This is a genomic window from Micromonospora sp. CA-248089 (genome assembly GCF_050948515.1).
Taxonomy (GTDB): domain Bacteria; phylum Actinomycetota; class Actinomycetes; order Mycobacteriales; family Micromonosporaceae; genus Micromonospora.
Genome location: NZ_CP192016.1, coordinates 2,639,865 through 2,661,587 on the forward strand (window position 1 = coordinate 2,639,865; position 21,723 = coordinate 2,661,587).

20 protein-coding genes are annotated in these 21,723 nt (G+C 71.7%); 10 read left to right on the forward strand and 10 right to left on the reverse strand.

Translation table 11 applies throughout. The annotated features are described in order from the left end of the window. Nucleotides 1–54: 54 nt before the first annotated feature. Nucleotides 55–2,019: a right-handed parallel beta-helix repeat-containing protein gene (locus ACQP26_RS12565; RefSeq protein ID WP_433495804.1), complete on the forward strand. Its 1,965-nt coding sequence runs from the start codon at nucleotides 55–57 to the stop codon at nucleotides 2,017–2,019. A 107-nt stretch (nucleotides 2,020–2,126) separates the two neighbouring features. Here the strand turns inward: ACQP26_RS12565 and ACQP26_RS12570 are convergent, their stop codons facing one another. The 5 genes from ACQP26_RS12570 to ACQP26_RS12590 all read right to left on the reverse strand — a co-directional run bounded on the left by ACQP26_RS12570 (nucleotide 2,127) and on the right by ACQP26_RS12590 (nucleotide 8,311). Then, on the reverse strand, nucleotides 2,127–4,529 hold the full coding sequence (locus tag ACQP26_RS12570) for a phosphoketolase family protein (RefSeq protein ID WP_433495805.1): 2,403 nt from the start codon (nucleotides 4,527–4,529) through the stop codon (nucleotides 2,127–2,129). A gap of 376 nt (nucleotides 4,530–4,905) precedes the next feature. Next, the gene (locus ACQP26_RS12575) at nucleotides 4,906–5,754 is read right to left on the reverse strand and encodes an ABC transporter ATP-binding protein (protein WP_281578193.1); all 849 of its coding nucleotides are present in this window, start codon (nucleotides 5,752–5,754) and stop codon (nucleotides 4,906–4,908) included. Beyond that, complete coding sequence (locus ACQP26_RS12580) at nucleotides 5,747–6,562, reverse strand: ABC transporter permease (RefSeq protein ID WP_433495806.1); 816 nt, start codon at nucleotides 6,560–6,562, stop codon at nucleotides 5,747–5,749. The genes ACQP26_RS12575 and ACQP26_RS12580 overlap by 8 nt, the downstream gene beginning before the upstream one ends. Next, a complete protein-coding gene (locus ACQP26_RS12585; protein ID WP_269706808.1) occupies nucleotides 6,559–7,329 on the reverse strand; it encodes an ABC transporter permease in 771 nt (256 codons plus the stop codon). The genes ACQP26_RS12580 and ACQP26_RS12585 overlap by 4 nt, the downstream gene beginning before the upstream one ends. 7 nt (nucleotides 7,330–7,336) lie before the next feature. Beyond that, nucleotides 7,337–8,311 (reverse strand): ABC transporter substrate-binding protein, encoded by a 975-nt coding sequence (locus ACQP26_RS12590; RefSeq protein ID WP_281578192.1) that lies wholly within the window; start codon nucleotides 8,309–8,311, stop codon nucleotides 7,337–7,339. A 248-nt stretch (nucleotides 8,312–8,559) separates the two neighbouring features. On the opposite strand from ACQP26_RS12590, the gene ACQP26_RS12595 reads away from it, so the two are divergent. The 7 genes from ACQP26_RS12595 to ACQP26_RS12625 all read left to right on the forward strand — a co-directional run bounded on the left by ACQP26_RS12595 (nucleotide 8,560) and on the right by ACQP26_RS12625 (nucleotide 13,420). Beyond that, entirely contained in the window at nucleotides 8,560–9,789 is a 1,230-nt protein-coding gene (locus tag ACQP26_RS12595) for a flavin-dependent oxidoreductase (RefSeq protein WP_281580012.1), read from the forward strand. Then, nucleotides 9,786–10,253, forward strand: a complete 468-nt coding sequence (locus tag ACQP26_RS12600; RefSeq protein ID WP_269706806.1) for a MarR family winged helix-turn-helix transcriptional regulator — start codon at nucleotides 9,786–9,788, stop codon at nucleotides 10,251–10,253. Before ACQP26_RS12595 ends, ACQP26_RS12600 begins: the two co-directional genes overlap by 4 nt. A 49-nt stretch (nucleotides 10,254–10,302) precedes the next feature. Then, a complete protein-coding gene (locus ACQP26_RS12605) occupies nucleotides 10,303–10,767 on the forward strand; it encodes a DUF3237 family protein (protein ID WP_281578191.1) in 465 nt (154 codons plus the stop codon). 139 nt (nucleotides 10,768–10,906) lie between these two features. Then, nucleotides 10,907–11,314, forward strand: a complete 408-nt coding sequence (locus ACQP26_RS12610; RefSeq protein ID WP_269706804.1) for a DUF6153 family protein — start codon at nucleotides 10,907–10,909, stop codon at nucleotides 11,312–11,314. Between the two features lie 76 nt (nucleotides 11,315–11,390). Beyond that, nucleotides 11,391–12,050, forward strand: coding sequence for a DUF305 domain-containing protein (locus ACQP26_RS12615; RefSeq protein ID WP_269706803.1), 660 nt, complete (start codon nucleotides 11,391–11,393; stop codon nucleotides 12,048–12,050). An 87-nt stretch (nucleotides 12,051–12,137) separates the two neighbouring features. Beyond that, nucleotides 12,138–12,500: a BlaI/MecI/CopY family transcriptional regulator gene (locus ACQP26_RS12620; RefSeq protein WP_269706802.1), complete on the forward strand. Its 363-nt coding sequence runs from the start codon at nucleotides 12,138–12,140 to the stop codon at nucleotides 12,498–12,500. Further along, nucleotides 12,497–13,420, forward strand: coding sequence for a M56 family metallopeptidase (locus ACQP26_RS12625; RefSeq protein ID WP_269706801.1), 924 nt, complete (start codon nucleotides 12,497–12,499; stop codon nucleotides 13,418–13,420). Before ACQP26_RS12620 ends, ACQP26_RS12625 begins: the two co-directional genes overlap by 4 nt. 29 nt (nucleotides 13,421–13,449) lie before the next feature. On the opposite strand, the gene ACQP26_RS12630 is transcribed toward ACQP26_RS12625, so the two are convergent. From ACQP26_RS12630 to ACQP26_RS12650, 5 genes are all read right to left on the reverse strand, one after another. Then, entirely contained in the window at nucleotides 13,450–14,916 is a 1,467-nt protein-coding gene (locus ACQP26_RS12630; protein ID WP_433496133.1) for a CopD family protein, read from the reverse strand. Further along, nucleotides 14,823–15,017, reverse strand: coding sequence for a hypothetical protein (locus ACQP26_RS12635; RefSeq protein WP_433496239.1), 195 nt, complete (start codon nucleotides 15,015–15,017; stop codon nucleotides 14,823–14,825). The genes ACQP26_RS12630 and ACQP26_RS12635 overlap by 94 nt, the downstream gene beginning before the upstream one ends. A 166-nt stretch (nucleotides 15,018–15,183) precedes the next feature. Then, nucleotides 15,184–15,600 (reverse strand): hypothetical protein, encoded by a 417-nt coding sequence (locus ACQP26_RS12640; RefSeq protein WP_433495807.1) that lies wholly within the window; start codon nucleotides 15,598–15,600, stop codon nucleotides 15,184–15,186. A gap of 25 nt (nucleotides 15,601–15,625) precedes the next feature. After that, complete coding sequence (locus tag ACQP26_RS12645; protein ID WP_433495808.1) at nucleotides 15,626–17,059, reverse strand: class I adenylate-forming enzyme family protein; 1,434 nt, start codon at nucleotides 17,057–17,059, stop codon at nucleotides 15,626–15,628. Next, nucleotides 17,049–18,593 carry an NAD(P)-binding domain-containing protein gene (locus ACQP26_RS12650; RefSeq protein ID WP_433495809.1) on the reverse strand — a complete coding sequence of 515 codons (1,545 nt, stop codon included), beginning with the start codon at nucleotides 18,591–18,593 and terminating at the stop codon, nucleotides 17,049–17,051. The genes ACQP26_RS12645 and ACQP26_RS12650 overlap by 11 nt, the downstream gene beginning before the upstream one ends. A 63-nt stretch (nucleotides 18,594–18,656) precedes the next feature. On the opposite strand from ACQP26_RS12650, the gene ACQP26_RS12655 reads away from it, so the two are divergent. Both ACQP26_RS12655 and ACQP26_RS12660 read left to right on the forward strand, forming a co-directional pair. Next, entirely contained in the window at nucleotides 18,657–20,144 is a 1,488-nt protein-coding gene (locus tag ACQP26_RS12655; RefSeq protein WP_433495810.1) for an aromatic amino acid ammonia-lyase, read from the forward strand. A 12-nt stretch (nucleotides 20,145–20,156) separates the two neighbouring features. Beyond that, complete coding sequence (locus ACQP26_RS12660; RefSeq protein ID WP_433495811.1) at nucleotides 20,157–21,722, forward strand: NAD(P)-binding domain-containing protein; 1,566 nt, start codon at nucleotides 20,157–20,159, stop codon at nucleotides 21,720–21,722. Nucleotide 21,723: the final 1 nt, after the last annotated feature.

Sequence of the window (21,723 nt, forward strand, 5' to 3'; positions counted from 1 at the left end):
CCGGGGGCGGGCGCGCCGGCGGCATCTCGATCAATCGACAAGGAGGGCTCCCGGATGGCATCGGTGTTCCATGTGGCGACGAGCGGTTCGGATCGCGCCGCCGGCTGCGCCGAGCGGCCGTTCCGGACGATCAACCGGGCCGCGCGCGTCGCGCAGCCCGGCGACACGGTGGTGGTGCACGCGGGGGAGTACCGCGAGTGGGTCAAGCCACGCCACGGCGGTCTCAGCGACTCCCGCCGCATCACCTACGAGGCGGCGCCCGGCGAGCACGTGGTGATCAAGGGATCGGAACGTGTCACCGGCTGGGAGCCGCTCGACGGGACGGTGTGGCGGGCGGTCGTCGACAACGCGCTGTTCGGCTCGTTCAACCCGTTCGCCGAGGAGGTGACCGGCGACTGGATCGTCTACCGCCCGGGTGCGCCGCGCCGGCACCTCGGCGAGGTCTACCTGAACGGCCTGAGCTTCTTCGAGGTGGGGAGCCGGGCGGAGGTCGACGATCCGCCCCGGCGTACCGAGGTCGTCGACGACTGGACCCGGGTGACGCAGCCGATCGGCGACCCCGATCAGACCCGGCTCGTCTGGTACGCCGAGGTCGGTGAGCGGACGACGATCTGGGCCAACTTCCAGGGCGCCGACCCGAACACGGAACTGGTCGAGATCAACGTACGCCGCAGCGTCTTCTACCCCGACCAGCCGCACCGGGACTACATCACCGTTCGTGGCTTCGAGCTGGCGCACGCGGCCAGCCCGTGGGCGCCGCCGACCGCCGACCAGCCCGGCCTGATCGGGCCCGGCTGGGCGAAGGGGTGGGTCATCGAGGACAACGTGATCCACGACGCCAAGTGCGCGGCGATCTCGATCGGGAAGGAGGGCTCGACCGGGCAGAACTTCTCGGCGCTGCGCGGTGACAAGCCGGGCTACCAGTACCAGCTGGAGTCGGTCTTCGCGGCCCGCCGGATCGGGTGGGACCGGGAGCACATCGGCTCGCACGTGATCCGCCGCAACACCATCTACGACTGCGGCCAGAACGCGATTGTCGGCCACCTCGGCTGTGCGTTCTCCACCATCGAGGACAACCACATCCACCGCATCGGCGTGAAGCGCGAGTTCTACGGGTACGAGATCGCCGGCATCAAGCTGCACGCGGCCATCGACGTGGTGATCCGGCACAACCGGATCCACGACTGCTCGCTCGGCACCTGGCTGGACTGGCAGGCGCAGGGCACCCGGCTGTCCCGCAACGTCTACCACGACAACTCCCGGGACCTCTTCGTCGAGGTCAGCCACGGCCCCTACCTGGTCGACCACAACATCTTCGGCTCGCCCGCCGCGCTGGAGCTGTTCAGTCAGGGCGGCGCCTTCGTCTGCAACCTGATCTGCGGCACGGTGCGGCTGGAGCCGGTGATGGACCGCGCCACGCCGTACCACCTGCCGCACAGCACGCAGGTCGCCGGGTACGCGGTCGTCTACGGCGGCGACGACAGGTACGTGGGGAACCTCTTCCTGGGCGGCGACCCGGGCGCGGCCTACGGCGCGGGCGCGGAGGGCGAGGGGCCGGCGCTGGCCGGCACCGCCGGATACGACGGCCATCCGGCGTCGTTCGAGGAGTACCTGGCCCGCCTCGCCGACCAGCCGCCCAGCGACCAGCAGAAGTACGCCGACGTGAGACAACCGGTGTACGCCCGCGCGAACGCCTACGCCGCCGGGGCCCGGCCGTTCGACGGTGAGCGCGAGCCACGGGTGCTGGGAGCCGCGACCGCGACGGTCGTCGACGACGGTGACGGGGTCTGGCTCGTCACCGACCTTCCCGACGCGTTCGACGAGGCGCGTGTCGGTGTGGTCACCGGCCGGGACCTGGAACGGGTCCGGTGCGCCGACGCGGATTTCGAGGAGGCGGACGGCAGCCCCGCCGTCATGGACACCGACCTCACGGGTGCGCCCCGGCAACCCGGGCGGGACGGCGCGGTCGGCCCGATCGCGGGCCTGGCGTCCGGGACGCGCCGTACGCGCGTCTTCTGACGGCGGACCCGCGCGGACATGTGGCCACGGTGACGACCGCGACCGCCCGTCCGAGGCGAAGACGGTGGCGCCGACGTACCGGCGCCACCGACTCGTACCGGTAGACCTCAGCCGCGTGCGGCCCAGTCGCCCAGGGCCCAGTCGCGGACCTCGGGCATGTCCTCCAGGTGTTCCACCACGTACGTCTCGTGGCGGTCGAGCTGACTGCGGCACCACGCCTTGAGGTCCGCCGCGCCGCGCGGGAGACGCTTGGCGTTGTTGATGGCGTCCATCACGAGGTGGTAGCGCGACGCCTTGTTGCGCACCGTCATGTCGAACGGGGTGGTGGTCGTGCCCTGCTCGATGAAGCCGCGCACGCGGAACCGGTCCGCGTCCGGGCGGCCGTGGACGAGCTGGTGGATCGCGCCCGGGTAGCCGTGGAACGAGAAGACTACGTCCACGTCGTCGGTGAACAGCTCGGTGAACAGGGTCTCGCTCATGCCGTGCGGGTGGTCCTTCGGCCGGACCAGCGTCATCAGATTGACGACGTTGACCACGCGCACCTTCAGACCGGGCAGCCGGTCCCGCAGGATCTGTGCCGCCGCGACGGTCTCCATGGTGACGACGTCACCGGCGCAGGCAAGGACGATGTCGGGGTCGCTGGTGCCGTCGTCGGTGCCGGCCCACTCCCAGATTCCCGCGCCGCGGGCGCAGTGTTCGATCGCCTCGTCCATGGAGAGGTACTGCAGCTGCGGCTGCTTGTCGATGACGATCAGGTTGATGTACGACCGCGACCGGAAGCAGTGGTCGGCCACCGACAGCAGGGTGTTGGCGTCCGGCGGCAGGTAGACCCGGGCGACGTCGCCCCGCTGGGTGAGCACCACCTGGATCAGGCCCGGCCCCTGGTGGGAGAAGCCGTTGTGGTCGTTGCGCCATGCCGTCGAGGTGAGCAGCACGTTGAGGCTCGGCACCTTCGCGCGCCACGGCAGGTGCTTCGCCTCCTGCAACCACTTGCCGTGCTGCACCGTCTGGGAGGCGCTGACCATGGCGAATGCCTCGTAGGTGGCGAACATGCCGTGCCGGCCGGTCAGGTTGTAGCCCTCCAGCCAGCCGTGGCAGTTGTGCTCGCTGAGCACCTCCATGACCCGGCCGTCGCGGCTGATCGCCACGTCCTCCGGTGTCACCCGCTCCATGAAGGCGCGGTCGGAGACGTCGAAGACGCTGCCGAGGCGGTTGCTGTTGGTTTCGTCCGGACAGAACAACCGGAACCGGTCGGCGTTGCGCGTGTAGATGTCGCGGATCATCTCGCCCAGCTTGCGCGTCGACTCGGCCCGCTGCTGGGCCGGCCGGGGCACCTCGATCGCGTAGGAACGGAAGTCCGGCAGGTCCAGGTCCCGGGTCAGCAGGCCGCCGTTGGCGTGCGGGCTGGCGCTCATCCGCAGGTCACCGTCGGGGGCCTGGTCCCGGATCAGCGCCACCGGCGCACCGGTGGAATCGAACAGCTCCTCGGGACCGTACGACCTGAGCCAGCGCTCCAGCAGCGCGAGGTGCTCCGGGTTGTCCTTGACGCCGGACAGCGGCACCTGGTGCGACCGCCACGTCCCGGTGACGGTGACCCCGTCGACGGTGTCCGGGCCGGTCCAGCCCTTGGGCGACCGCAGGATGATCAGCGGCCAGGTCGGGCGGGTTCCGTCCCAGGAACCGTCACGGGCGGCGGTCTGGATGTCGCGGATCCTCGTCCAGGCGGTGGCGAGGGCGGCGGCGAAGCGGTGGTGCATGCCGGGCAGGTCGGAGCCCTCGACCTCGATGACGTCGTAACCGTGGCCACGCAGGAGGTGGCGGACCTCCTCGGGGTCCTTGCGCCCCAGCACCGTGGGACCGGAGATCTTGGCGTCGTTGAGGTGCAGGATCGGCAGGACCGCGCCGTCGCGTCCGGGGTTGAGGAAGGACACGCCCTTCCAGGAACCCTCCAGGGGCCCGGTCTCGGCCTCACCGTCGCCCACCACCGCGATGGCCAGCAGGTCCGGGTTGTCCATGACCGCGCCGAACGCGTGGACCAGGACGTAGCCCAGCTCACCGCCCTCGTGAATGGAGCCGGGGGTGGTCACCGACACGTGCGACGGGATGCCACCCGGGCTGGAGAACTGCCGGAACAGGCGCAGCATCCCGGCCTCGTCCTGGCTGACCGCCGGGTAGATCTCGCTGTAGGTGCCCTCCAGGTAGCCGGCGGCCACCAGCGCCGGGCCGCCGTGACCGGGACCGGCCAGGTAGATCGCCTGCTGGCCGGTGCGGCGGATGAGCCGGGACACGTGCGCGTAGATCAGGGACAGACCGGGGCTGGTTCCCCAGTGGCCGAGCAGACGCGGCTTGATGTGCTCGGCCGCCAGGGGCTCGCGCAGCAGCGGATTGCCCTGCAGGTAGATCTGCCCGATGGTCAGGTAGTTGTTCGCCCGCCACCACGCGTCCAGACCGGCGAGTTCGGTGTCGTCGAGTTCGGCGAGCGTACGGAGTTCGGATTCGACCGTGGTCACCGTGCTTCCTTTCACTGATCTCGTCCTGTCCGGACTCAGGTTAGGACCAAACGGGATCTGCCGCGGGGGGCCGCAGGCCGCAAGTCGAAGGACCTTCGGCCCTCGGCTGCGACCGCCGCCGCGCTTCGGGCGAGCACGTTCACGGCGTACCTCCCGCGCGTTGCTCGATGCCCAGCAGCCTCCGACCCTCCATGACCAGGCTGCCCGGGTCCACCACCAGGCGGTACCCGGCCCGGCCCCGGGCGTGCCGCCTACGAGATCCGGTTACGGCTGATGAGCCGGGTGCCCGCGCCGTCCGGCCGGAGGTGGAAGCCCCACACCCAGGTGCCGTCGGCGGACCGGAACACAAGCGTCCGCCACGCGGGTGTGCCGGTGGCTACGTGACCCGTTGCCGGGGCCGGCGAGGTGCGGTCACGGCGCCGGGTGCGGCGCCGCGACCGGGCTCGCGCTTGGCCCGCTGGATCTGCTCGTAGACGTGGGTCCGCAGTTCGGTGAACCGGGGCAGGGCCCGGGTGGTGAGCTGGTCGCGTTCCCGCGGGAGGTCGATCGCCAGGTCCTCCTGCACCCGGGTCGGCGAGTTCGACAGGACGAGCACGCGCTGGCCCAGGTACACCGACTCGTCGATGTCGTGCGTCACAAACACGGTGGAGATCCCGCGGGTCAGGTGCAGTTCGCGGACGAGATCCTCCAGGTCCGCGCGGGTCTGCGCGTCCACCGCGGCGAACGGCTCGTCCATGATCAGCACTTCCGGCTGGTACGCGATGGCGCGGGCGATCGCCACCCGCTGCTGCATCCCGCCGGACAGCTGCCACGGGTGGCTGCGCGCCGACTCCGGCAGCCCGACCGCCTGGAGGGCGTCGTCGACCATCCGGGCACGTTCGGCGCGGGAGAGCTTCTTGTGGCGCAGCGGAAGCTCCACGTTGCCGCGGACCGTCAGCCACGGGTAGAGGCTGCGGCCGTACTCCTGGAAGACCACCGCCATCGCCGGACTCGGGCCCGTCACCGGCGATCCCTCCATCTCGACGAGGCCGCTGGTGGGCCGGAGCAGCCCGGCGAGACACTTCAGGAGGGTGGTCTTCCCGCAGCCCGAGGGACCGACGACGCACAGCAGCTCACCCGGGTCCATGGTGAAGCTGAGGTCCCCGATCGCCTCGACTTCGCCCCGGCCGGAGGCGTAGACCTTCCGCAGGTGCTCGACCCGCAGCAGCGGGCTTCCGTCAGGCACGGGTGACCTCCTTCATTCCGTGGTACCAGCGCAGGACACGGCGTTCGACGACACCGAAGACCACGGCGAGGACGACGCCGATGAGGCCGAGCAGGAGGATGCCGCTCCACATCTCCGCGATGAGGTAGTTCCGCTGGAAGTAGGCGATCCGGTAACCGAGGCCGGCCGACGACGCGAACATCTCCGAGATCACCATGAGGATCAGGGCCACCGAGAGCGCCTGCCGTACGCCGGTCATGATGCGCGGACTCGCCGACGGGAGGATCAGCCGCCACAGCCGGTCCCACCGGGAGATCCGGAACGAGTACGCGGTCTCGGTCATCACGCTGTCGGTCGCCCGTACGCCTTCGATCGTGTTCAGCAGGATCGGCCAGATCGCGCCGGAGGTGATGACGACCACCTTCATGGTGTCGGTGATGCCGAGCAGGAGCATCGCGACCGGGATCAGCACGGGCGGCGGAATCGCGCGGAAGAACTCCAGCAGTGGCTCGAGGATCTCGCGGAGCGGGCGGAACCGGCCGATGACGACGCCGGCGGCGACGCCGAGGAGGATCGACGCGAGCAGACCGATCATGAGCCGGTACAGGCTCGGCAGGACGTCCTCGACGAACGCCGGGCCGATCCAGGTCTGCCGGAACGCGTCGAGGAGCGCGCGGGGGCCGACGAGGAACCGGTTCGTCGACCGGGTGGACCAGACGGCCCAGAGCCCCACGAGCAGGACGGGCAACCCGACCGCCGACAGGACGTTCTCGGCGACCCTGACGCCCAGGTCGCGGGGACGGGCCCGGCCCGCGCCGAGGGCGGTCACCGGGCCGCCTCGTCCCCGAGCACCGACTGGTGCCAGGCCAGCGAGCGGCGTTCGACGAAACGGAACACCACGTTCACCAGCAGGCCGAGGAGCCCGGTGACCACGACGAGGCCGTACAGGCCGACGGCGTCCCCGGAGGAGCGGGAGAGCTCGATCGAACGCCCCAGGCCGGGATTCCCGATCACCATCTCCGCGGTGACGGCCAGGATGAGAGCGACAGCCGCGCCGAGGCGCAGGCCGGTCATCAGGTACGGCAGCGCGGTCGGCAGGACCAGATAGCGCAGGCGCTCGGCGCGGGTGAGGCCGAAGCTTCGCGCGGTGTCCCGGGCGACGGTGTCGACGTCGGCGACACCGTAGATCACCTGCACGAACACCTGCCAGAACGCCGCGTAGACGATGATGACGAGTGCGGCGCGCATCTGCAGGCCGAACATCAGCACGGCGAGGGGGATCAGCGCGACCGACGGCACCGGTCGCAGGAACTCGACTGTCGTGTGCGTGGCGCGACGCAGGAACGGCACCATCCCGACCACGGTCCCCAGTGCCACAGCCGCGAGCGTGGCCAGCGCCAGGCCGATCGCCCACGACGTCATGGTGAGCCGCAGCCGCCGCCAGAACGCCAGGTCACGGACCTCCTGGACCAGCCGGCCGAACACGTCGGTGGCGTACGGCAGGTCGTGCGGGTCGACCAGTCCCAGCGTCGGGATCAGTTGCCAGACGACGAGGAACCCCAGCAGGCCCACGGCACCCAGCAGGATCTTGCGCATCGGCGGGCTACTGCTGCTGGATGAGGCGGTCGAAGTCGGGTCGCCGGTCGAGGACGCGGTACTTCTGGGCGAGCGTCGCCAGTTGTTCCAGGCCGGCCCGGTCGAGCTCCCATCCGAATGCGGGGAGCCGGACGGAGTCCGCCACAGGTTCCGGAAGCTCCAGGTTGTCCTTGATGGCCTGGCGGAGGTCCTTCTCGTTCGCCGGATCCTTGGCCCAGGTGAGCGTCTTCTTCATCGCCGCCGAGAAGTCCGCGACCAGGGAGGCGTCGGAGTCCTTCAGCTTGCTCGACGTGATTGTCGTCAGGGTGGTGAGCCCGGGGACGGCGGCCTGGTACGGGGCGACCACGAGGACGTCACCGCGCTTGCGCATCTGGGTGATGAACGGCTCGGTCACCCAGGCGGCGTCGATGTTGCCGGCGGCGAGCTGGGCCGGCGCGTCCGGGAAGGCCACCTCGACGAACTTGATTTTGGTGGGATCGCCGCCGTCCTTCTCGACCGCCGCCATGATCGTGACGTCGCCGGCCGCGCCCAGGCTGTTCACCGATACCTTGCGCCCTGCGAGCTGGGCCGGCCGGGTGATGCCGGACTTCCCCGACGCCACCACGGCGTTGATGTCGTCACCGTCGGCATAGGACGACGCGTAGTTCCCGATGATCACCACACCGAGGTTCTGCAGGTCGGCACGGAACGGGCCGAACGGCTGACCGATGGCGAAGTCGATGTCGCCGTTGATCAACGCCGGGATGGCCTGGGCGCCACCCTGCGCGGGCACCACCTCCACGTCGAGCCCCTGCTCCCGGAAGATGCCCGCCTTGATGCCGCCCCACAGCGCGGCGGTCTCGCTGATCGGCAGCGCCGCCACGCGGACCTTCCGCAGGTCGCCGCTGGACCCGGGAGACGGATCGGTGGCGTCGGAGTCCGTACAGCCGGTCAGGGCGATCGCGACGCCGGCGAGAACAGCGAGGGCGGTGACCTTCTTCATGGACGAGCCCTTCCGTGCGAAGCGCTGGTGCATCCGGAGGAGTGGTGGCGGCGAAGAGAGGTTAACCATCCGACCGCGTCGATCAGACTCATGCAGAGGCGATTGATTGTCAAGAATTCTGATAAGCGAATCGCATTGCGCGCGGAGCGGCCCGACGTCGATGCGAATAGGTCTTGACGCGTGACGATTTTGTGACCAAACTGTGCGGTTGGTGGCACGGTGGCGAAGGGAGCGACGACTTGGCGATCGTGATCGTGGGCGCTGGTATCGGTGGCCTGACCACCGCGCTCAGCCTGCATCAAGCCGGCTTCCGTGACATCGCCGTCTACGAGCGCGCCGCCGCGCTGCGCCCACTCGGCGTCGGGATCAATCTGCTTCCGCACGCCGTCCGGGAGTTGACCGAATTGGGCCTCGGCGAACGCGTGGAAAGGCTGGGTGCCGCGCCCGGAACCCTTGCCTACTACAACCGGTACGGTCAGCAGATCTGGAGCGAACCGCGCGGACGGGACGCCGGATATCGCTGGCCGCAGCTTTCCGTGCACCGCGGCCGGTTCCAGATGGAACTGCTCGCCGCGGTGCGGGAACGGCTCGGGGCCGACGCGGTGCGCACCGGGCACCGGTTCGCCGGCATCCGGGACGGCGTCGCGCGCTTCGAGACGGCAGCCGGGGAGGTGGGCGTCGCGGGTGACCTGATCGTCGGAGCGGACGGCATCCACTCCGAGCTGCGCCGGCAGCATCATCCCGGCGAGGGAGCGCCACTCTGGAACGGGCTGACGCTGTGGCGGGGGACGGCGCGGGCACCCGGATTCCTGGACGGACGGACCATGATCATGGCGGGGGACGCGGAACAGAAGTTCGTCGCGTACCCGATCGGCGCCGGCCTGATCAATGTGGTCGCCGAGCGGCGCGGCCCCGGTTTCGCCGGGCCCAACGCGGACTGGAACCGGGCGGTCGACCCCGCGCCGGTCGTGGCCCTCTTCGCCGACTGGCGCTTCCCCTGGCTCGACGTGCCGCAACTGCTGGCCGCCGCCGACGAGATCCTCGAATACCCCATGGTGGACCGCGATCCGATCGACACGTGGACCCACGGGAACACGACGCTGCTCGGGGACGCGGCACACCCGATGTATCCCAACGGCTCCAACGGGGCGTCGCAGGCGATCCTCGACGCGCGTACCCTCGCCTTCCACCTCGCCACCGCGCCGACGGTGCGGGCGGCGCTCGACGCCTACGAGGCGGACCGGCGGCCGGCGACCACCGCGCTCGTGCTGAGCAACCGGCGGCAGGGCCCGGAACAGGTGATGGTGCTCGCCCGCGAGCGCGCGCCGGACGGGTTCGACCACATCCACGACGTCATCGGACCGGAGGAGCTGACCGAGATCGCCACCGGGTACAAGAAGGCGGCCGGCTTCCTGCCCGCCGACCTCAACGCACGGGCCTCCCTGACGCCGACGGTCTTCTCGGGCGTCCTGCCGTGACCGGCCCGGAACCGCCCGAGCTGGACGCGGCGCGCCTGGCGTCGGTGATCTCACCGCTGCGCCGCACGCTGCTCGCCGCCGCCCGGGCCGCCGAGCACCTGCCGGAGATCCCGGACGCGCAGATCGAGATCGTGCGGGCTTTGCCCCGGGGCACCGTGTCCGGCCCCGGCGAGCTGGCCGAACGACTCCGGCTGAGCCGCTCGACGGTCAGCAACCTCCTGACCACGATGGAGGGCAACGGTCTCGTCGAGCGCCGCCCCCGTCCCGGCAACCACCGCCACGTCGACGTCCTCGCCACCCCGAAGGCCCTCGACCTGTTCGACCGCTTCGACCTGGCGAGCGGAGAGCTGGTCGCCCGCGCCGCGGCCACCCTGCCGGCGGAGGACCGCGCGGCCCTCGCCGCCGCGGTGCCCGCGCTGGAACGCCTCCGCGACGCCCTCGCGCAGACCAAGGACACCCCATGAGTACGCGCCGACGCGCCGTCCGCCGCGCCGAGCAGCCGGGTGGGGCCCGGTGAGCGCCCCGCCGGTTCCCGGTCTGGAGGCCGCGTTCGAGGTGGAGGTCCGGCTCGGCGTGCTGGAGGACCACGGGGTGACCCGCGCGGGCCACCGCCGCGTGGTGCCCGTTGTCGGCGGCCGGGTCACCGGCCTGTTAGAGGCCGACATCCTTCCCGGCGGTGCCGACTGGCAACTGGTTCGTCCCGACGGCGCGATCGAGATCGACACCCGCTACTCGGCCCGCACCGCAGACGGCGGTCACGTCTACCTCCGGACGTTCGGCGTCCGCAGCGGCCGCCCGGAGGTCCTCGAAGCCCTGCTGCGCGGCGACGCCGTCGACCCCGCCGAGTACTACTTCCGGCTGGGCGTACGACTGGAGACGTCGGTGCCTGCGTTGGCGGTCCTGGAGCAGAGCGTCTTCGTGGCGTCGGCGATCCGTGAGGCCGACCGGGTGCGCTACACCGCCTACCGCGTCACGTAGGTGTTCCCGGGCGGCGCGTCGGGCGCGTTCGCCCTCCCCGTGCCCGGCCGCCGTGATATCCCATCTACTATGCGCCTTTAGTAGACGCTGGTGTCGGGGCGGACGCCACGCGCCGGGCCGGACGTGCGGAGGGGATGGGATGGGACGCGCTCACCCGCTGCTGCGGCTGGCGCTGTTCGTCGCCGTGACGTTCGGGGTGTTCGGCATGCACACCTTCGGCCACCCGGCCGGACCCGACGCCGCCCACGCCAGCGCCGTACACGCCGGCCACGCGGCCGACGTCGGCCGCGAGATCGCCGCCGCGCCCGACGCCGCACACGGTGACGACGGCCCGGCCGGGCACCGCGACGGGACGCACGTGTTCACCGTGTGCCTGGCGGTGCTGGGCGGCGCCCTCGTCCTCGGCGCCCTGTCCCTGCTGTGGCGGCCCCGCCGCGGCACCGGCACGCCGACCGGTCCTCGGTCACGCGGACCCGGCCCGGACCGGGGTCCACCCCGCCCGCCCATCGGGCTGGTGCTGCGAGCCGTCACGGTCCTGCGCACGTGAGGAGAGCCCGGTCCGGCGTCTCGCCCGGACCCGACGACTCCGTTCCGGCACACCTCACGACAAGGACCACGTACTGATGAAACCGACCATCCTGCGCCGCGCCGCCCTCGCGGGCGTCGCCCTGTCCGCCCTGCTCGCCACCGCCGCCTGCGGTGGCGCGGACGACACCGGCGGCATGACGCACGGCACCGGCAGCAGTTCCGCGGCGGGTACCTCGGCCTCGGCCGACGCCACGGTCAACGACGCGGACGTGATGTTCGCCCAGATGATGATCCCGCACCACCAGCAGGCGGTGACGATGGCCGACCTGGCCTCGACGCGCGTGAGCGACCCCGAACTGAAGGACCTGGCCGCAAAGATCAAGGCGGCGCAGGATCCGGAGATCGCCACCATGAAGGGGTGGCTCACGGCTTGGGGTAAGCCCACGGACCTGCCCAGCGACCACAGCATGCCCGGCATGAGCGCCACGCCCGGGCACGGCATGCCGGGGATGGACGCGGGGATGCCCGGCATGATGTCCGAGCAGCAGATGAAGGACCTCGCCGCGGCGAAGGGCCCCGCGTTCGACAAGATGTTCGCCGAGATGATGATCGCCCACCACAAGGGCGCCATCGACATGGCCAGGACCGAGCAGGCCGACGGGAGCAACCCCGAGGCCAAGGCGCTGGCCGCCAGAATCGCCTCGGACCAGGCCGCCGAGGTGCAGACCCTGCAGAAGATCCTCGACCGCCTGTAGACGGCCGGGTGCGGCCGGTCCCGGCGTCGGGACCGGCCGCATCGCCACGACACCTGACGTACCCTGACCGGCACGAAGGGAGAGCACGTGGCGGAACTGGGCAGACTCGAATCGTCGGTGATGGAGGTCCTGTGGCGTGCCCCCGAGCCCGTGCTCGTGCGTGACGTCCTCGACGCGGTGACCACCGACCGGGTCCTGGCGTACACGACGGTGCTCACCGTGCTGGACAACCTGCACCGCAAGGGCTGGGCCGTACGCGAGAAGGACGGCAAGGCCTACCGCTACCGGGCCGCCGGCACCCGCGAGGAGATCATCGCGCGGACACTGCGCCGGGTCGTCGAGACGAGCACCCACCCCGACCTGGTGCTCCTGCACTTCGCCCGGTCCGCCTCCGACCGCGAGCTGCACATCCTGCGGCAGGTCCTCGACGAGCGGGAGTCCGAGGCGTGAGCCTCGCGCTCGCCCTCGTCACGGGCGCGGCGGTCGTCGCCTGGTGTGGCCCCGCCGCGTTGCGGCTGTGCTTCCGGCGCGTCGCCGACCCCGTCGCGATGCTGCTCGGCTGGCTCGGCCTGATCGTCGCGGTGACCGGTACCTTCGTCCTCGCCACCGTGATGCTCCTCGCCCCCGGCAGCACCCGGCAGTGGGCGCTGCACGACCTCGCCCGCATCTGCTGGCACTGGGCGCAACCCACCCGGCCGCCCGCGGTCGACGAGATCGTCGGGGCGACCGGAGCGCTGTTCCTGCTGGTCGTGCTCGCCCGGTTCACGGTGACGTGCACCCGCCGGGCGATGCGTGCCCACCGTGCTCGCCGCGCCCACGCCGACCTGCTGACGCTCGCCGGCGGTCCCTCGGAGCGCGGCGAGGCGCCGGTGCTGTGGATCCCGCACCCGACCCCGATGGCCTACAGCCTCGGCGGGTCCGGCGGGCTGACGGTCCTGGCCAGCGCCGCCGGTGACCTGCCGGCGGACCAACTCGCCGCGGTGCTCAGCCACGAGCGGGCACACCTGCGGGAGCGTCACCATCTCCTGGTGGCCGCCGTGGAAGGGCTCGCCGCCGCCGTGCCGTGGCTGCCCCTGACCCGCCAGGCGCCCGCGGCAGTGCGCCTGCTCGTCGAACTGCGCGCCGACGCCGCCGCCGTCCGCGAATGCGGCCCGACCGCCGTTCGCGACGCGCTGCTCACCTTCGCCGGCGCGCCGCGCCCGCCGTCCGCGCTGTCGATGGCCGGCGCCGACGTGGCCATCCGGCTGCAGCGCCTCCAGGGACGCCGCCCGCACCGCCGCAACCTGGTCGCCCGCGCGCTGCTCGCCTCGACCGCCCTGGCGGCACCCCTGGGCGCCGGCGTGGTCACCGGCATCCTGTTCTGCCTGTAGACCTCGGGACGCCCCGGCGGCGGATCCGACTACATGCCGGTGTTGACCAGGATCGCGGTGACCAGCAGGACGGCGACCATCAGCACCGCCTCCGCCAGCACCGTGCGGCGCAGGCGACGCATGCCCTCCGGGGTGGGGTCGTCCAGCCGGGGCACCACCCGTCTGCTGTTGTAGAGCCCGACGACGGCGACGACCGCCACCAACGCGACCTTGACCAGGAGCACCCGTCCCCATCCGGTGCTCACCAGTTGACCGGGCCGGTCCAGGATCGCCAGCGTCAATGCGGCACCGGCGAAGCCCGTGAGCGTCACCGCCGCGGTGGCCGGAACGGAGAACCGCACCGCCATCTCGGCGGCGCCCGTCGGCACACCGAGGCGCGCACGTCCCAGCAGCAGCGCCGCCAGGAGCAGAACGCCGCCGACCCACACCGCCGCGGCGACGGTGTGCGCCACGTCCGCGGCCACGACGATCGCCCGTGGCCCGGCGGTGACGGTGTGCCCGTCGAACAGGAACGAACCGAGCAGCAGCGCCACCGTGACGCCGAGGAGCACCGGCCGGACCGCTCGCGCGCGTACCCGCTGGACCTCGTCGCCGCTCATCTCAGCGGCGGGCGGCACGACAAGAGGGCGAGGGGCGGTGGGGATCGCGGCGACCGTCACCAAGGCGTGCCGCCCGACCGCGTGCCGGCCCCGGATCAGCGCTGCCTCCAGGGAACCTGCCACGAGCAGCCCGGCCGCGCCGGCGATCCGCAGACCCAGTCCGGCGGCCACCGGCGTACGGCCGAGCGCGGTCAGCGCCTGCACGCTGACCGCCGAGGCGAGACCGCCCCCGCCGAACACGGCCGCCAGCGCCGCCAGTTCGAGCAGTACGCCGGCCACCACGGTCAGCCCGGCGACGCGGACCCAGACCTGGACCAGCCGGATGTCGCTGCGCGTACCCACGAGTGTGGTCAGCGCGAAGACGAGGCCACCCACACCGAGCAGGATCGCCCCGTAGGACAGCCAGCGCCCCGCCGTGCCGACGAACCGCACCGGACCCTGGTCGGCGTCGGCGGTGTGACCCACCGCGTGCCCGCCGGAGTGGGCCGGCGGCGACGCCGAGGGAACCGCTGGTGCGCCGTGACCGGCGTGCCCGTGGGAACCGGTGGTGGGGCGAGGGGTGGCGGTGGCGCCGGGTGCCGCGGCGTCCGGGACCACCGTGAACGTGACCGTTCCGGTCAGCGGGTGGGCGTCCGGGGCGGCCACGGTCCAGCGCAGCGTGAACTTCCCGTCGGTCAACGCGGCGGCGGGGTGGACCAGCCACGTGCGGCCCCCGTCGGGGGTGTGACTGGTCGCCGGCACGGCCGTACCGTCGCGGGAGAGCCGGAAGCCGGCCCCGGTGGGCGTGCCGGGGGCGCTGAACGTCAGCCGGATCTCCCGACCGCGCCGTCCACGCGCGCGCCGTCCGCCGGCACGGCCTTGAGCAGCTTGAAGTGCGCGGCGGCGGGCGAGGCGAATCCGAGCACCACGAACATGGCGGGACAGCACGCCAGCCACACGAGCAGCAGCCATCGCGCCGCGCCGCGCGCCGTAAACCGATGACGCCGCGGGAATGGCACCGCTGATCCCTTCGCCGTGGAGCCGGCGCCCATCGCCCCGACCTGATGCGGTCGCCATCCTAAGGGAACTACTAGCGGTTGGTAGTAGAGCGCGCGGCCGACCGGGTGTGCTGCGCCGCCTACCGCGTCGGGGAAATGCTTCCGGGGGCGTGGGAAGCCCTGGGCCTCAGGCCTGCACTCCCGCGTAGATCCACGGCACGATCAGCGTGTACGCGAGGACGAGCGCGGCGACGGTGACCACCGGCGTGCCGACGAGCACCACCGTCGATGCCACCCGGACCCGGGTACGCAGCACCTTGTGCATGTCGGGGGTGCGCGCCAGCACGAGCAGCGCGGTGACCCACGTGGCGAGGCCGACAGTGGCGACGATGCCGAGCCACGACAGCAACACCACGACGTTGGTCCCGAACCGATCGCCCGCGTCGCTGCCGTACTGCAGCAGGTAATCCCTGTTCCGCGCCCCGGTCACGACGGTGACGCCCGCGAACGCGGTGAGGGCGACGGACCACAGGGCGGCGAATCCGACGGCGGTGCCCCGCAGCCGGGTGCGGGTACGCTGCGCTGCCTCGTCGAGTACGGCCATGCACGGATGGTAGGCCACCGGTGGTTCACCGGATCGGCGCGCGTTCCAGGGCGCGCTTGTCCGGCTTTCCGCTCGGTCCCACCGGCACCCGGTCGATCCACCGGATCGTCCGCGGGACCGACGCCTCTCCCAGCGCCTCGGCTACCAGGGCGCGCAGCCGTCCGGCATCCGGTGTGTGACCGGCGGCCGGCACCACGTACGCGTGCACCGCCTCCCCGGTCGCGTCGTCGGGACGGCCGACCACGTACGCCTCGGCGACTGTGGGATCGGCGGCGAGGACCCGCTCGATCGGGCCCGCGTACACCAGGTTGGCGTGCACGATGATGACGTCCCGGATCCGGCCGAGCAGGTGCAGGTAGCCGTCGCCGTCGCGCCGGGCCAGGTCCCGGGTGCGGACCCAGCCGTCGGCGAACACCTCGGCGCTCTCGGCCGGATCGTTCCAGTACGCGGCGGCCTGCGCCGGTGTGCGCACGAACAGCTCGCCCTCGGTGGCAGGACGGCCGTCGGCGTCCCGGATGGACAGCGCGGTCACCGGGGGAGGCCGGCCGACCGAGGCGAGCGCGGCCGGGGACGCCAGCATCTCGGCCGGCGTCACCATCGTGATCATGCCGGTCTCGGTCTGGCCGTAGCCGTGGAAGACCACCGGGCCGAGCACGTCGAGCGCCTCGGCGAGCCGGCCCGGCGCGAGCGGAGAGCCGGAGACCAGCAGGGCCCGCAGGCTGCTCAGGTCGACCGGGTGGGCGCGCTGGTCCCGCACGAGCTGGTACAGCTTGCCCACGGTGATCACGCTCGCGGTGGCCCGGTGCCGGGCGATCATGCCGGGGAAACCCGGGGGCCGGGCCGCGACCAGCGTGCCGCCCGCGGCCAGGGTGAGGATGCCGTACTCCAGCATCACCTGGCTGCTCAGCGAACCGAAGACGAGATAACGCTGGAGCCGGGTGGCGAGGTCCGCGATGGCCGGCGGCCAGCGATCCGGGTACGGCGCCCAGGCGGCGCTCATCGCCGCGTACGTCTGCGCGCAGCCCTTCGGGCTGCCGGTGCTGCCACTGGTCCAGATGATCCGGGCGACGTCGTCCGGACGGCCGGCGGCGATGAGCGGGCCTCCGTCGTCGGGCGTTCGTGCCAGTTCGGCGACCCGGGCGTCGTCGATCAACAGCGTGTTCTCGCCGAGCTGCCAGCCGCGGTGGGCCGGGCTCAGGTCGGGGCGGACCCCGGAGACCCGGGCGCCGACGGCGAACGCCGCGATGATCGTCGCGAACGCCTCCGCGGTGACGCCGAGTCGCAGGGCCACCCCGACACCGGGGCCGGCCCCGGCGGCCCGGAGCCCGGCGGCGATGCGCCGGACCAGCCGGTACATCTGGGCCGTGGTGACCCTCCGGTCGCCGTCCTCGAACACCGGCCGGTCGTCACCGGCGGCGAGCAGGTCCAGCACGGGCTGCGGCCAGACCTCAGCCGGCATCGGAGAGGACGCCCTTGACGAAGAGCACGAGCGGCTGGTGGTGCACGTCCGGCAGATTCCAGTGGTTCTCCAGGTTCTCCGCGAGGTGGTGCGCCGCGACGACCCGGCCGCCGCGGTGGACCCGGACGACCGGGTGCAGGTAGCTGGCGTCGTGCGCGTGCGCGGCGTCGTTCTCGGCGATCCGCGGCACCGTGATGTCGAACGGGTCGACCTGGTCGTGGTCCGGCCCGTACTCGAGGGTGACCACGAACGCGAACAGCTCCGGACCCAGGCCGCCGTCGTGCACGTACGCGACGGGTACCTCCTCGTGGTAGCGCGCGGTGTCACCGGAGACGACGACGACGTCGCCGAGGACGGCGAACTGCTGCCACAGCGCCGACGTGCGGTTGATCCGCTCGATGATCGCGTCGGCGATCGCCTCCGGGGTGACCTCCAGCGACCGGGCCGGCCACGGCGTGCCGTGGTGGCGGGCGTCGAGGATCCGGTGCAGGGCGCGCACGCCGTACCGGAAGCCGTGGATGAACCCGTTCGTCGAGCGCTTGAAGTCGCGCTGCTGGGTGAGCGTGCCGGCGAAGTAGAGGCCTGGTACGTTCACCGACTCGTACGCCGAGGTCTGCTCGGGGAAGCGGTCGTTGATGACGAGCCGGGGCCGGGCGGACGGGTCGAAGATGGTGGCGTCGAACCGGAACCCGGTGCAGAGGATGACCCGGTCGTAGTCGATCTGCCGGATCGCCTCGACGGTGCGGGCGTACCGGAAGTCGATCCGGAAGCCGCCGTCGTCGCGCCGGGCGATCCGCTCCACGGTGCCGTCGAGGACCGCGTTCTGCGACTTGAGCTGGTACGTGTCGAGGAAGTTGTTGTTCACCGCGCGCAGGTGCCCGACGTAGTGCGACTGCCACGCCAGCTTGATCGAGTGCGGGCCGGCGACGTGGATGACAGCTGCCGTCTCGACGAGCGCGTCAGCGGTCTCGAAGGCGGAGTTGCCCTTGCCGATGATGAGGACACGCTGGTCGGTGAAGTCGTCCGGGTCGACGCTGACGGTGTCGTACCGCTCGGCGAACTCGGCGCCCTCGATCGGCGGCACGTACAGCTGGGACACGCCGGTGGCGACGACCACCCGGCGGGCGGTGAGGGTGTCGTCTCCGGCGTGGACGGTGAACAGGTCACCGTCGCGCGCGACCCGGGAGACCCGGGTGTCGTACCTGATCCGCAGGCCGCGGGCGGCGTCGGCGAGGTAGCGCACCAGGTCCGCGGCGTCCGGGAAGTAGCGCCGGCTGTAGTTCTTGAACAGCAGCGCCGGATCGTCCGTGAGCAGCGAGTTCCAGTCCGCGCGCAGGTTGAACTCCGGATCGTCGGAGCCGGTCCAGACCTTGTTGATCGAGATGAGCTTCCGGTGCCGGGGATAGGTGGCGAAGAACGTGCCCGGCGACGGGCCGGCCTCCAGGACCAGATAGTCGCGGCCGTCGCGATCGAGCAGGTGAGCGAGCTGCAGCCCGGCCGGTCCGGCTCCGATGATCAGATAGTCGAGCGTCATGCGCCGCAACGTAGCGACTCGATCTCAGAGCGTTCTGAGAATTCGTCTCTAGGGTGCGATCGCATGACGACAGAGGTGGACCTCGATGTCCCACTGCGGATCGCCGATCTGCGCGCCGCCCGTGACCCGGTCAAAGTCGTGATCGGACCGCGGGTCCGGGACCGGGTCACGGCCGCCCGCACCTTCCTGTCCGCGGTGCTCGGTGACGACCGCGCGGTGTACGGCGCCACCACCGGCTTCGGCGCCCTGGTCGGGTACGCGGGCCGCGCCGACCTGCGCGACCAGGCCGACAACACGCTCGCCCACCTCGGCGCGGGGCAGGGCGCGGACCTCGGTCCGGAGGTGGTACGCGCGACCCTGCTGCTGCGGGCCGGGTCGCTGGCCCGCGGCGCGTCGGGAGTCTCCCCGCACGTGATCGACGCCCTCGCGGCGATGCTCGCGACCACGTTCGTCCCCGCGATGCCCCGGCTGGGTTCGGTCGGTGCCAGTGGCGACCTGATCCCGCTGGGCGCGGCCGCCCAGGCGTTACGGGGCCGCGGCCACGCCTATCTGGACGGGACGCGGATGCCGGCCGGCGAGGCGTTGAAGCTGGCCGGCCTGGAACCGCTGCCGTTGGACGGCCGGGACGCCCTCGCCCTGGTCAACGGGACGTCGCTGACCACCGCGGCGACAGCGCTGGCGCTGGACGCGGTCCGCGCCGCGCACCGGGCGGTCCAGGTGCTCACCTGCCTGCTCGCCGACCTGCTCGGCAGCGACACGCAGTTCCTCGACGCCCGGCTGCTGGGCGCGTACGGCCATCCGGGCGCGATCGACGTGGGCGCGCGGATGCGACGGGTCAGCGACGGCCTCGTCGCGTCCGGCGCGCGCCCGCTGCAGGAGCCGTACAGCATCCGGTGCACGCCCCAACTGCTCGGCGCGGCCGAGGACGCCCTGCGCTACGTCGACGCCGTCGTCGCGGCCGACCTCGCGAGCGTCACCGACAACCCGCTGTTCTTTCCCGACGACGACCTCGTGGTGCACGGCGGCAACTTCTTCGGCCAGCCGGCCGCGTTCGCCGCCGATGTGCTGTCGATGGTCGTGGCGCAGGTCGGCAACCTCGCCGAACGGCAACTCGACCTGCTCGTCGACCCGAACCGCAACGGCGGCCTGCCGCCGATGCTGGCCGCCGGCCCGGGACAGCAGCACGGGCTCCAGGGGGTGCAGCTGGCGGCGACCGCGCTGATCACCGAGATCCGGCGGGACACCATGCCCGCGAGCATGCAGAGCGTGCCGACCAACCTGCACAACCAGGACGTCGTCCCGCTCGGCACCCAGGCCGCGCTGCGGGCCCTGGACCAGGCCCGGCTGCTGCACCTCGTCGTCGGGTCGCTCGCGCTGGGGCTGCGCCAGGCCGCGTACGTGGGTGCGCGTACGCCGACCGCCTCCGGCTGCGCCGAGGCGCTGGCGGCGCTGGCGGCGGTCGTACCGCCGGTCGACCCGGACCGGCCGCTGGACGGTGACGTGCGGCGCGCGGCCGACGTGATCGCGGATTTCTCCGTTTCTCTTTCCTGAGGGTGGACGCACATGACGCTTGACTACCTGATCGTCGGGGCCGGACCGGCGGGCCTGCAACTCGCGGCTCTGCTGGAGGCCGACGGCAGACGCGACTATCTGGTCCTGGAACAGGCGGATATTCCGGGGGCGTTCTTCGCCACCTTTCCCCGCCACCGGCAACTGATCTCCATCAACAAGCCGCACACCGGCTCGGACGACCCGGAGCTGAACCTGCGGCTGGACTGGAACTCGCTGCTCAGCGACGACCCGGCGCTGCGGTTCACCGGCTACACCGAGCGGTACTTCCCCGACGCCGACGTGATGGTCCGCTACCTGGCGGACTTCGCCGCGAAGACGGGGGTACGGGTCCGGTACGGCTGCCGCGTGACGTCGGTCGGCAAGGTCGACGGGGTGTTCGAGGTCCGGGCGGGGGAGGAGGTCTTCCGGGCGCGCCGGCTGATCGTCGCCACCGGCGTCTCCCGGCCGTACCGGCCGGAGATCCCCGGGCTGGAACTGGCCGAGCAGTACGCGGAGATGTCCGTCGACCCGCGCGACTACCTCGACCAGAAGGTGCTGATCATCGGCAAGGGGAACTCCGCGTTCGAGACCGCGGACAGCCTGATGGAGACCACCACGCTGATCCACGTCGCCGGCCCGAGTTCGGTGCGGATGGCCTGGCGCACCCACTACGTGGGGCACCTGCGCGCGGTGAACAACAACTTCCTGGACACCTACCAGCTGAAGTCGGCGAACGCGATCCTCGACGGCGACGTCAAGCGCATCGAGCGCGACGGCACCGGATACAAGGTGACGTTCTCGTTCTCCCGCGCCGACGAGGTGGTCAAGGAGCTGTGGTACGACCGGGTGCTCGCCTGCACCGGGTTCGCCTTCGACGCGTCCGTCTTCGACGACACCTGCCGTCCGGCGCTCGCGATCAGGGACCGCTTTCCGGCGCAGACCCCGGAGTGGGAGTCGGTGAACGTCCCCGGCCTGTACTTCGCCGGCACGATCAGCCAGGAACGGGACTTCAAGCGTTCGACAAGCGGCTTCATCCACGGCTTCCGGTACGCCGTACGGGCGCTGCACCGGATCCTGGAACGGCGGTACGGCGACACGCCGTGGCCGGCGGAGAAGCTGGACGCCACCGGCGAGTCGATCGCCGGCGCTGTCGTCGCGCGGGTCAACCGCACCTCCGCCCTGTGGCAGCAGTTCGGCTTCCTCGGCGACGTGGTCACGGTGGCCGGATCCGACGCGCGTTACCACGACGAGGTGCCGGTCGAGTACTTCACCCGCACCGGCCTGCGTACCCCTGACCACGACTACACGGACGCCTTCGTCGTCACCCTCGAGTACGGCCCCGACCACGACCGGGTGGACCCGTTCGACATCACCGTCAGCCGGGTCGCCCAGGACGTACCCGGCCAGGCCCACGACGCCGCCTACCTGCATCCGGTCGTCCGCCACCACCGGGCGGGCCAGGTCGTCGCCACCCACCACCTGGCGGAGAACCTGGAGAACCGATGGGACCGGCCGGAGACGCACGTGGCACCGCTGGTCGCGTTCGTCGACTGCTGCCTGAGCCGAGTAGAGAGCTGAG

Coding starts and splice junctions, on each gene's coding strand:
- ACQP26_RS12565 (WP_433495804.1), top strand. CDS start 55: ATGGCATCGGTGTTCCATGTGGCGACGAGCGGTTCGGATCGCGCCGCC.
- ACQP26_RS12585 (WP_269706808.1), bottom strand. CDS start 7,329: ATGCGCAAGATCCTGCTGGGTGCCGTGGGCCTGCTGGGGTTCCTCGTC.
- ACQP26_RS12590 (WP_281578192.1), bottom strand. CDS start 8,311: ATGAAGAAGGTCACCGCCCTCGCTGTTCTCGCCGGCGTCGCGATCGCC.
- ACQP26_RS12610 (WP_269706804.1), top strand. CDS start 10,907: ATGGGACGCGCTCACCCGCTGCTGCGGCTGGCGCTGTTCGTCGCCGTG.
- ACQP26_RS12615 (WP_269706803.1), top strand. CDS start 11,391: ATGAAACCGACCATCCTGCGCCGCGCCGCCCTCGCGGGCGTCGCCCTG.
- ACQP26_RS12640 (WP_433495807.1), bottom strand. CDS start 15,600: ATGGCCGTACTCGACGAGGCAGCGCAGCGTACCCGCACCCGGCTGCGG.
- ACQP26_RS12645 (WP_433495808.1), bottom strand. CDS start 17,059: ATGCCGGCTGAGGTCTGGCCGCAGCCCGTGCTGGACCTGCTCGCCGCC.
- ACQP26_RS12650 (WP_433495809.1), bottom strand. CDS start 18,593: ATGACGCTCGACTATCTGATCATCGGAGCCGGACCGGCCGGGCTGCAG.
- ACQP26_RS12655 (WP_433495810.1), top strand. CDS start 18,657: ATGACGACAGAGGTGGACCTCGATGTCCCACTGCGGATCGCCGATCTG.
- ACQP26_RS12660 (WP_433495811.1), top strand. CDS start 20,157: ATGACGCTTGACTACCTGATCGTCGGGGCCGGACCGGCGGGCCTGCAA.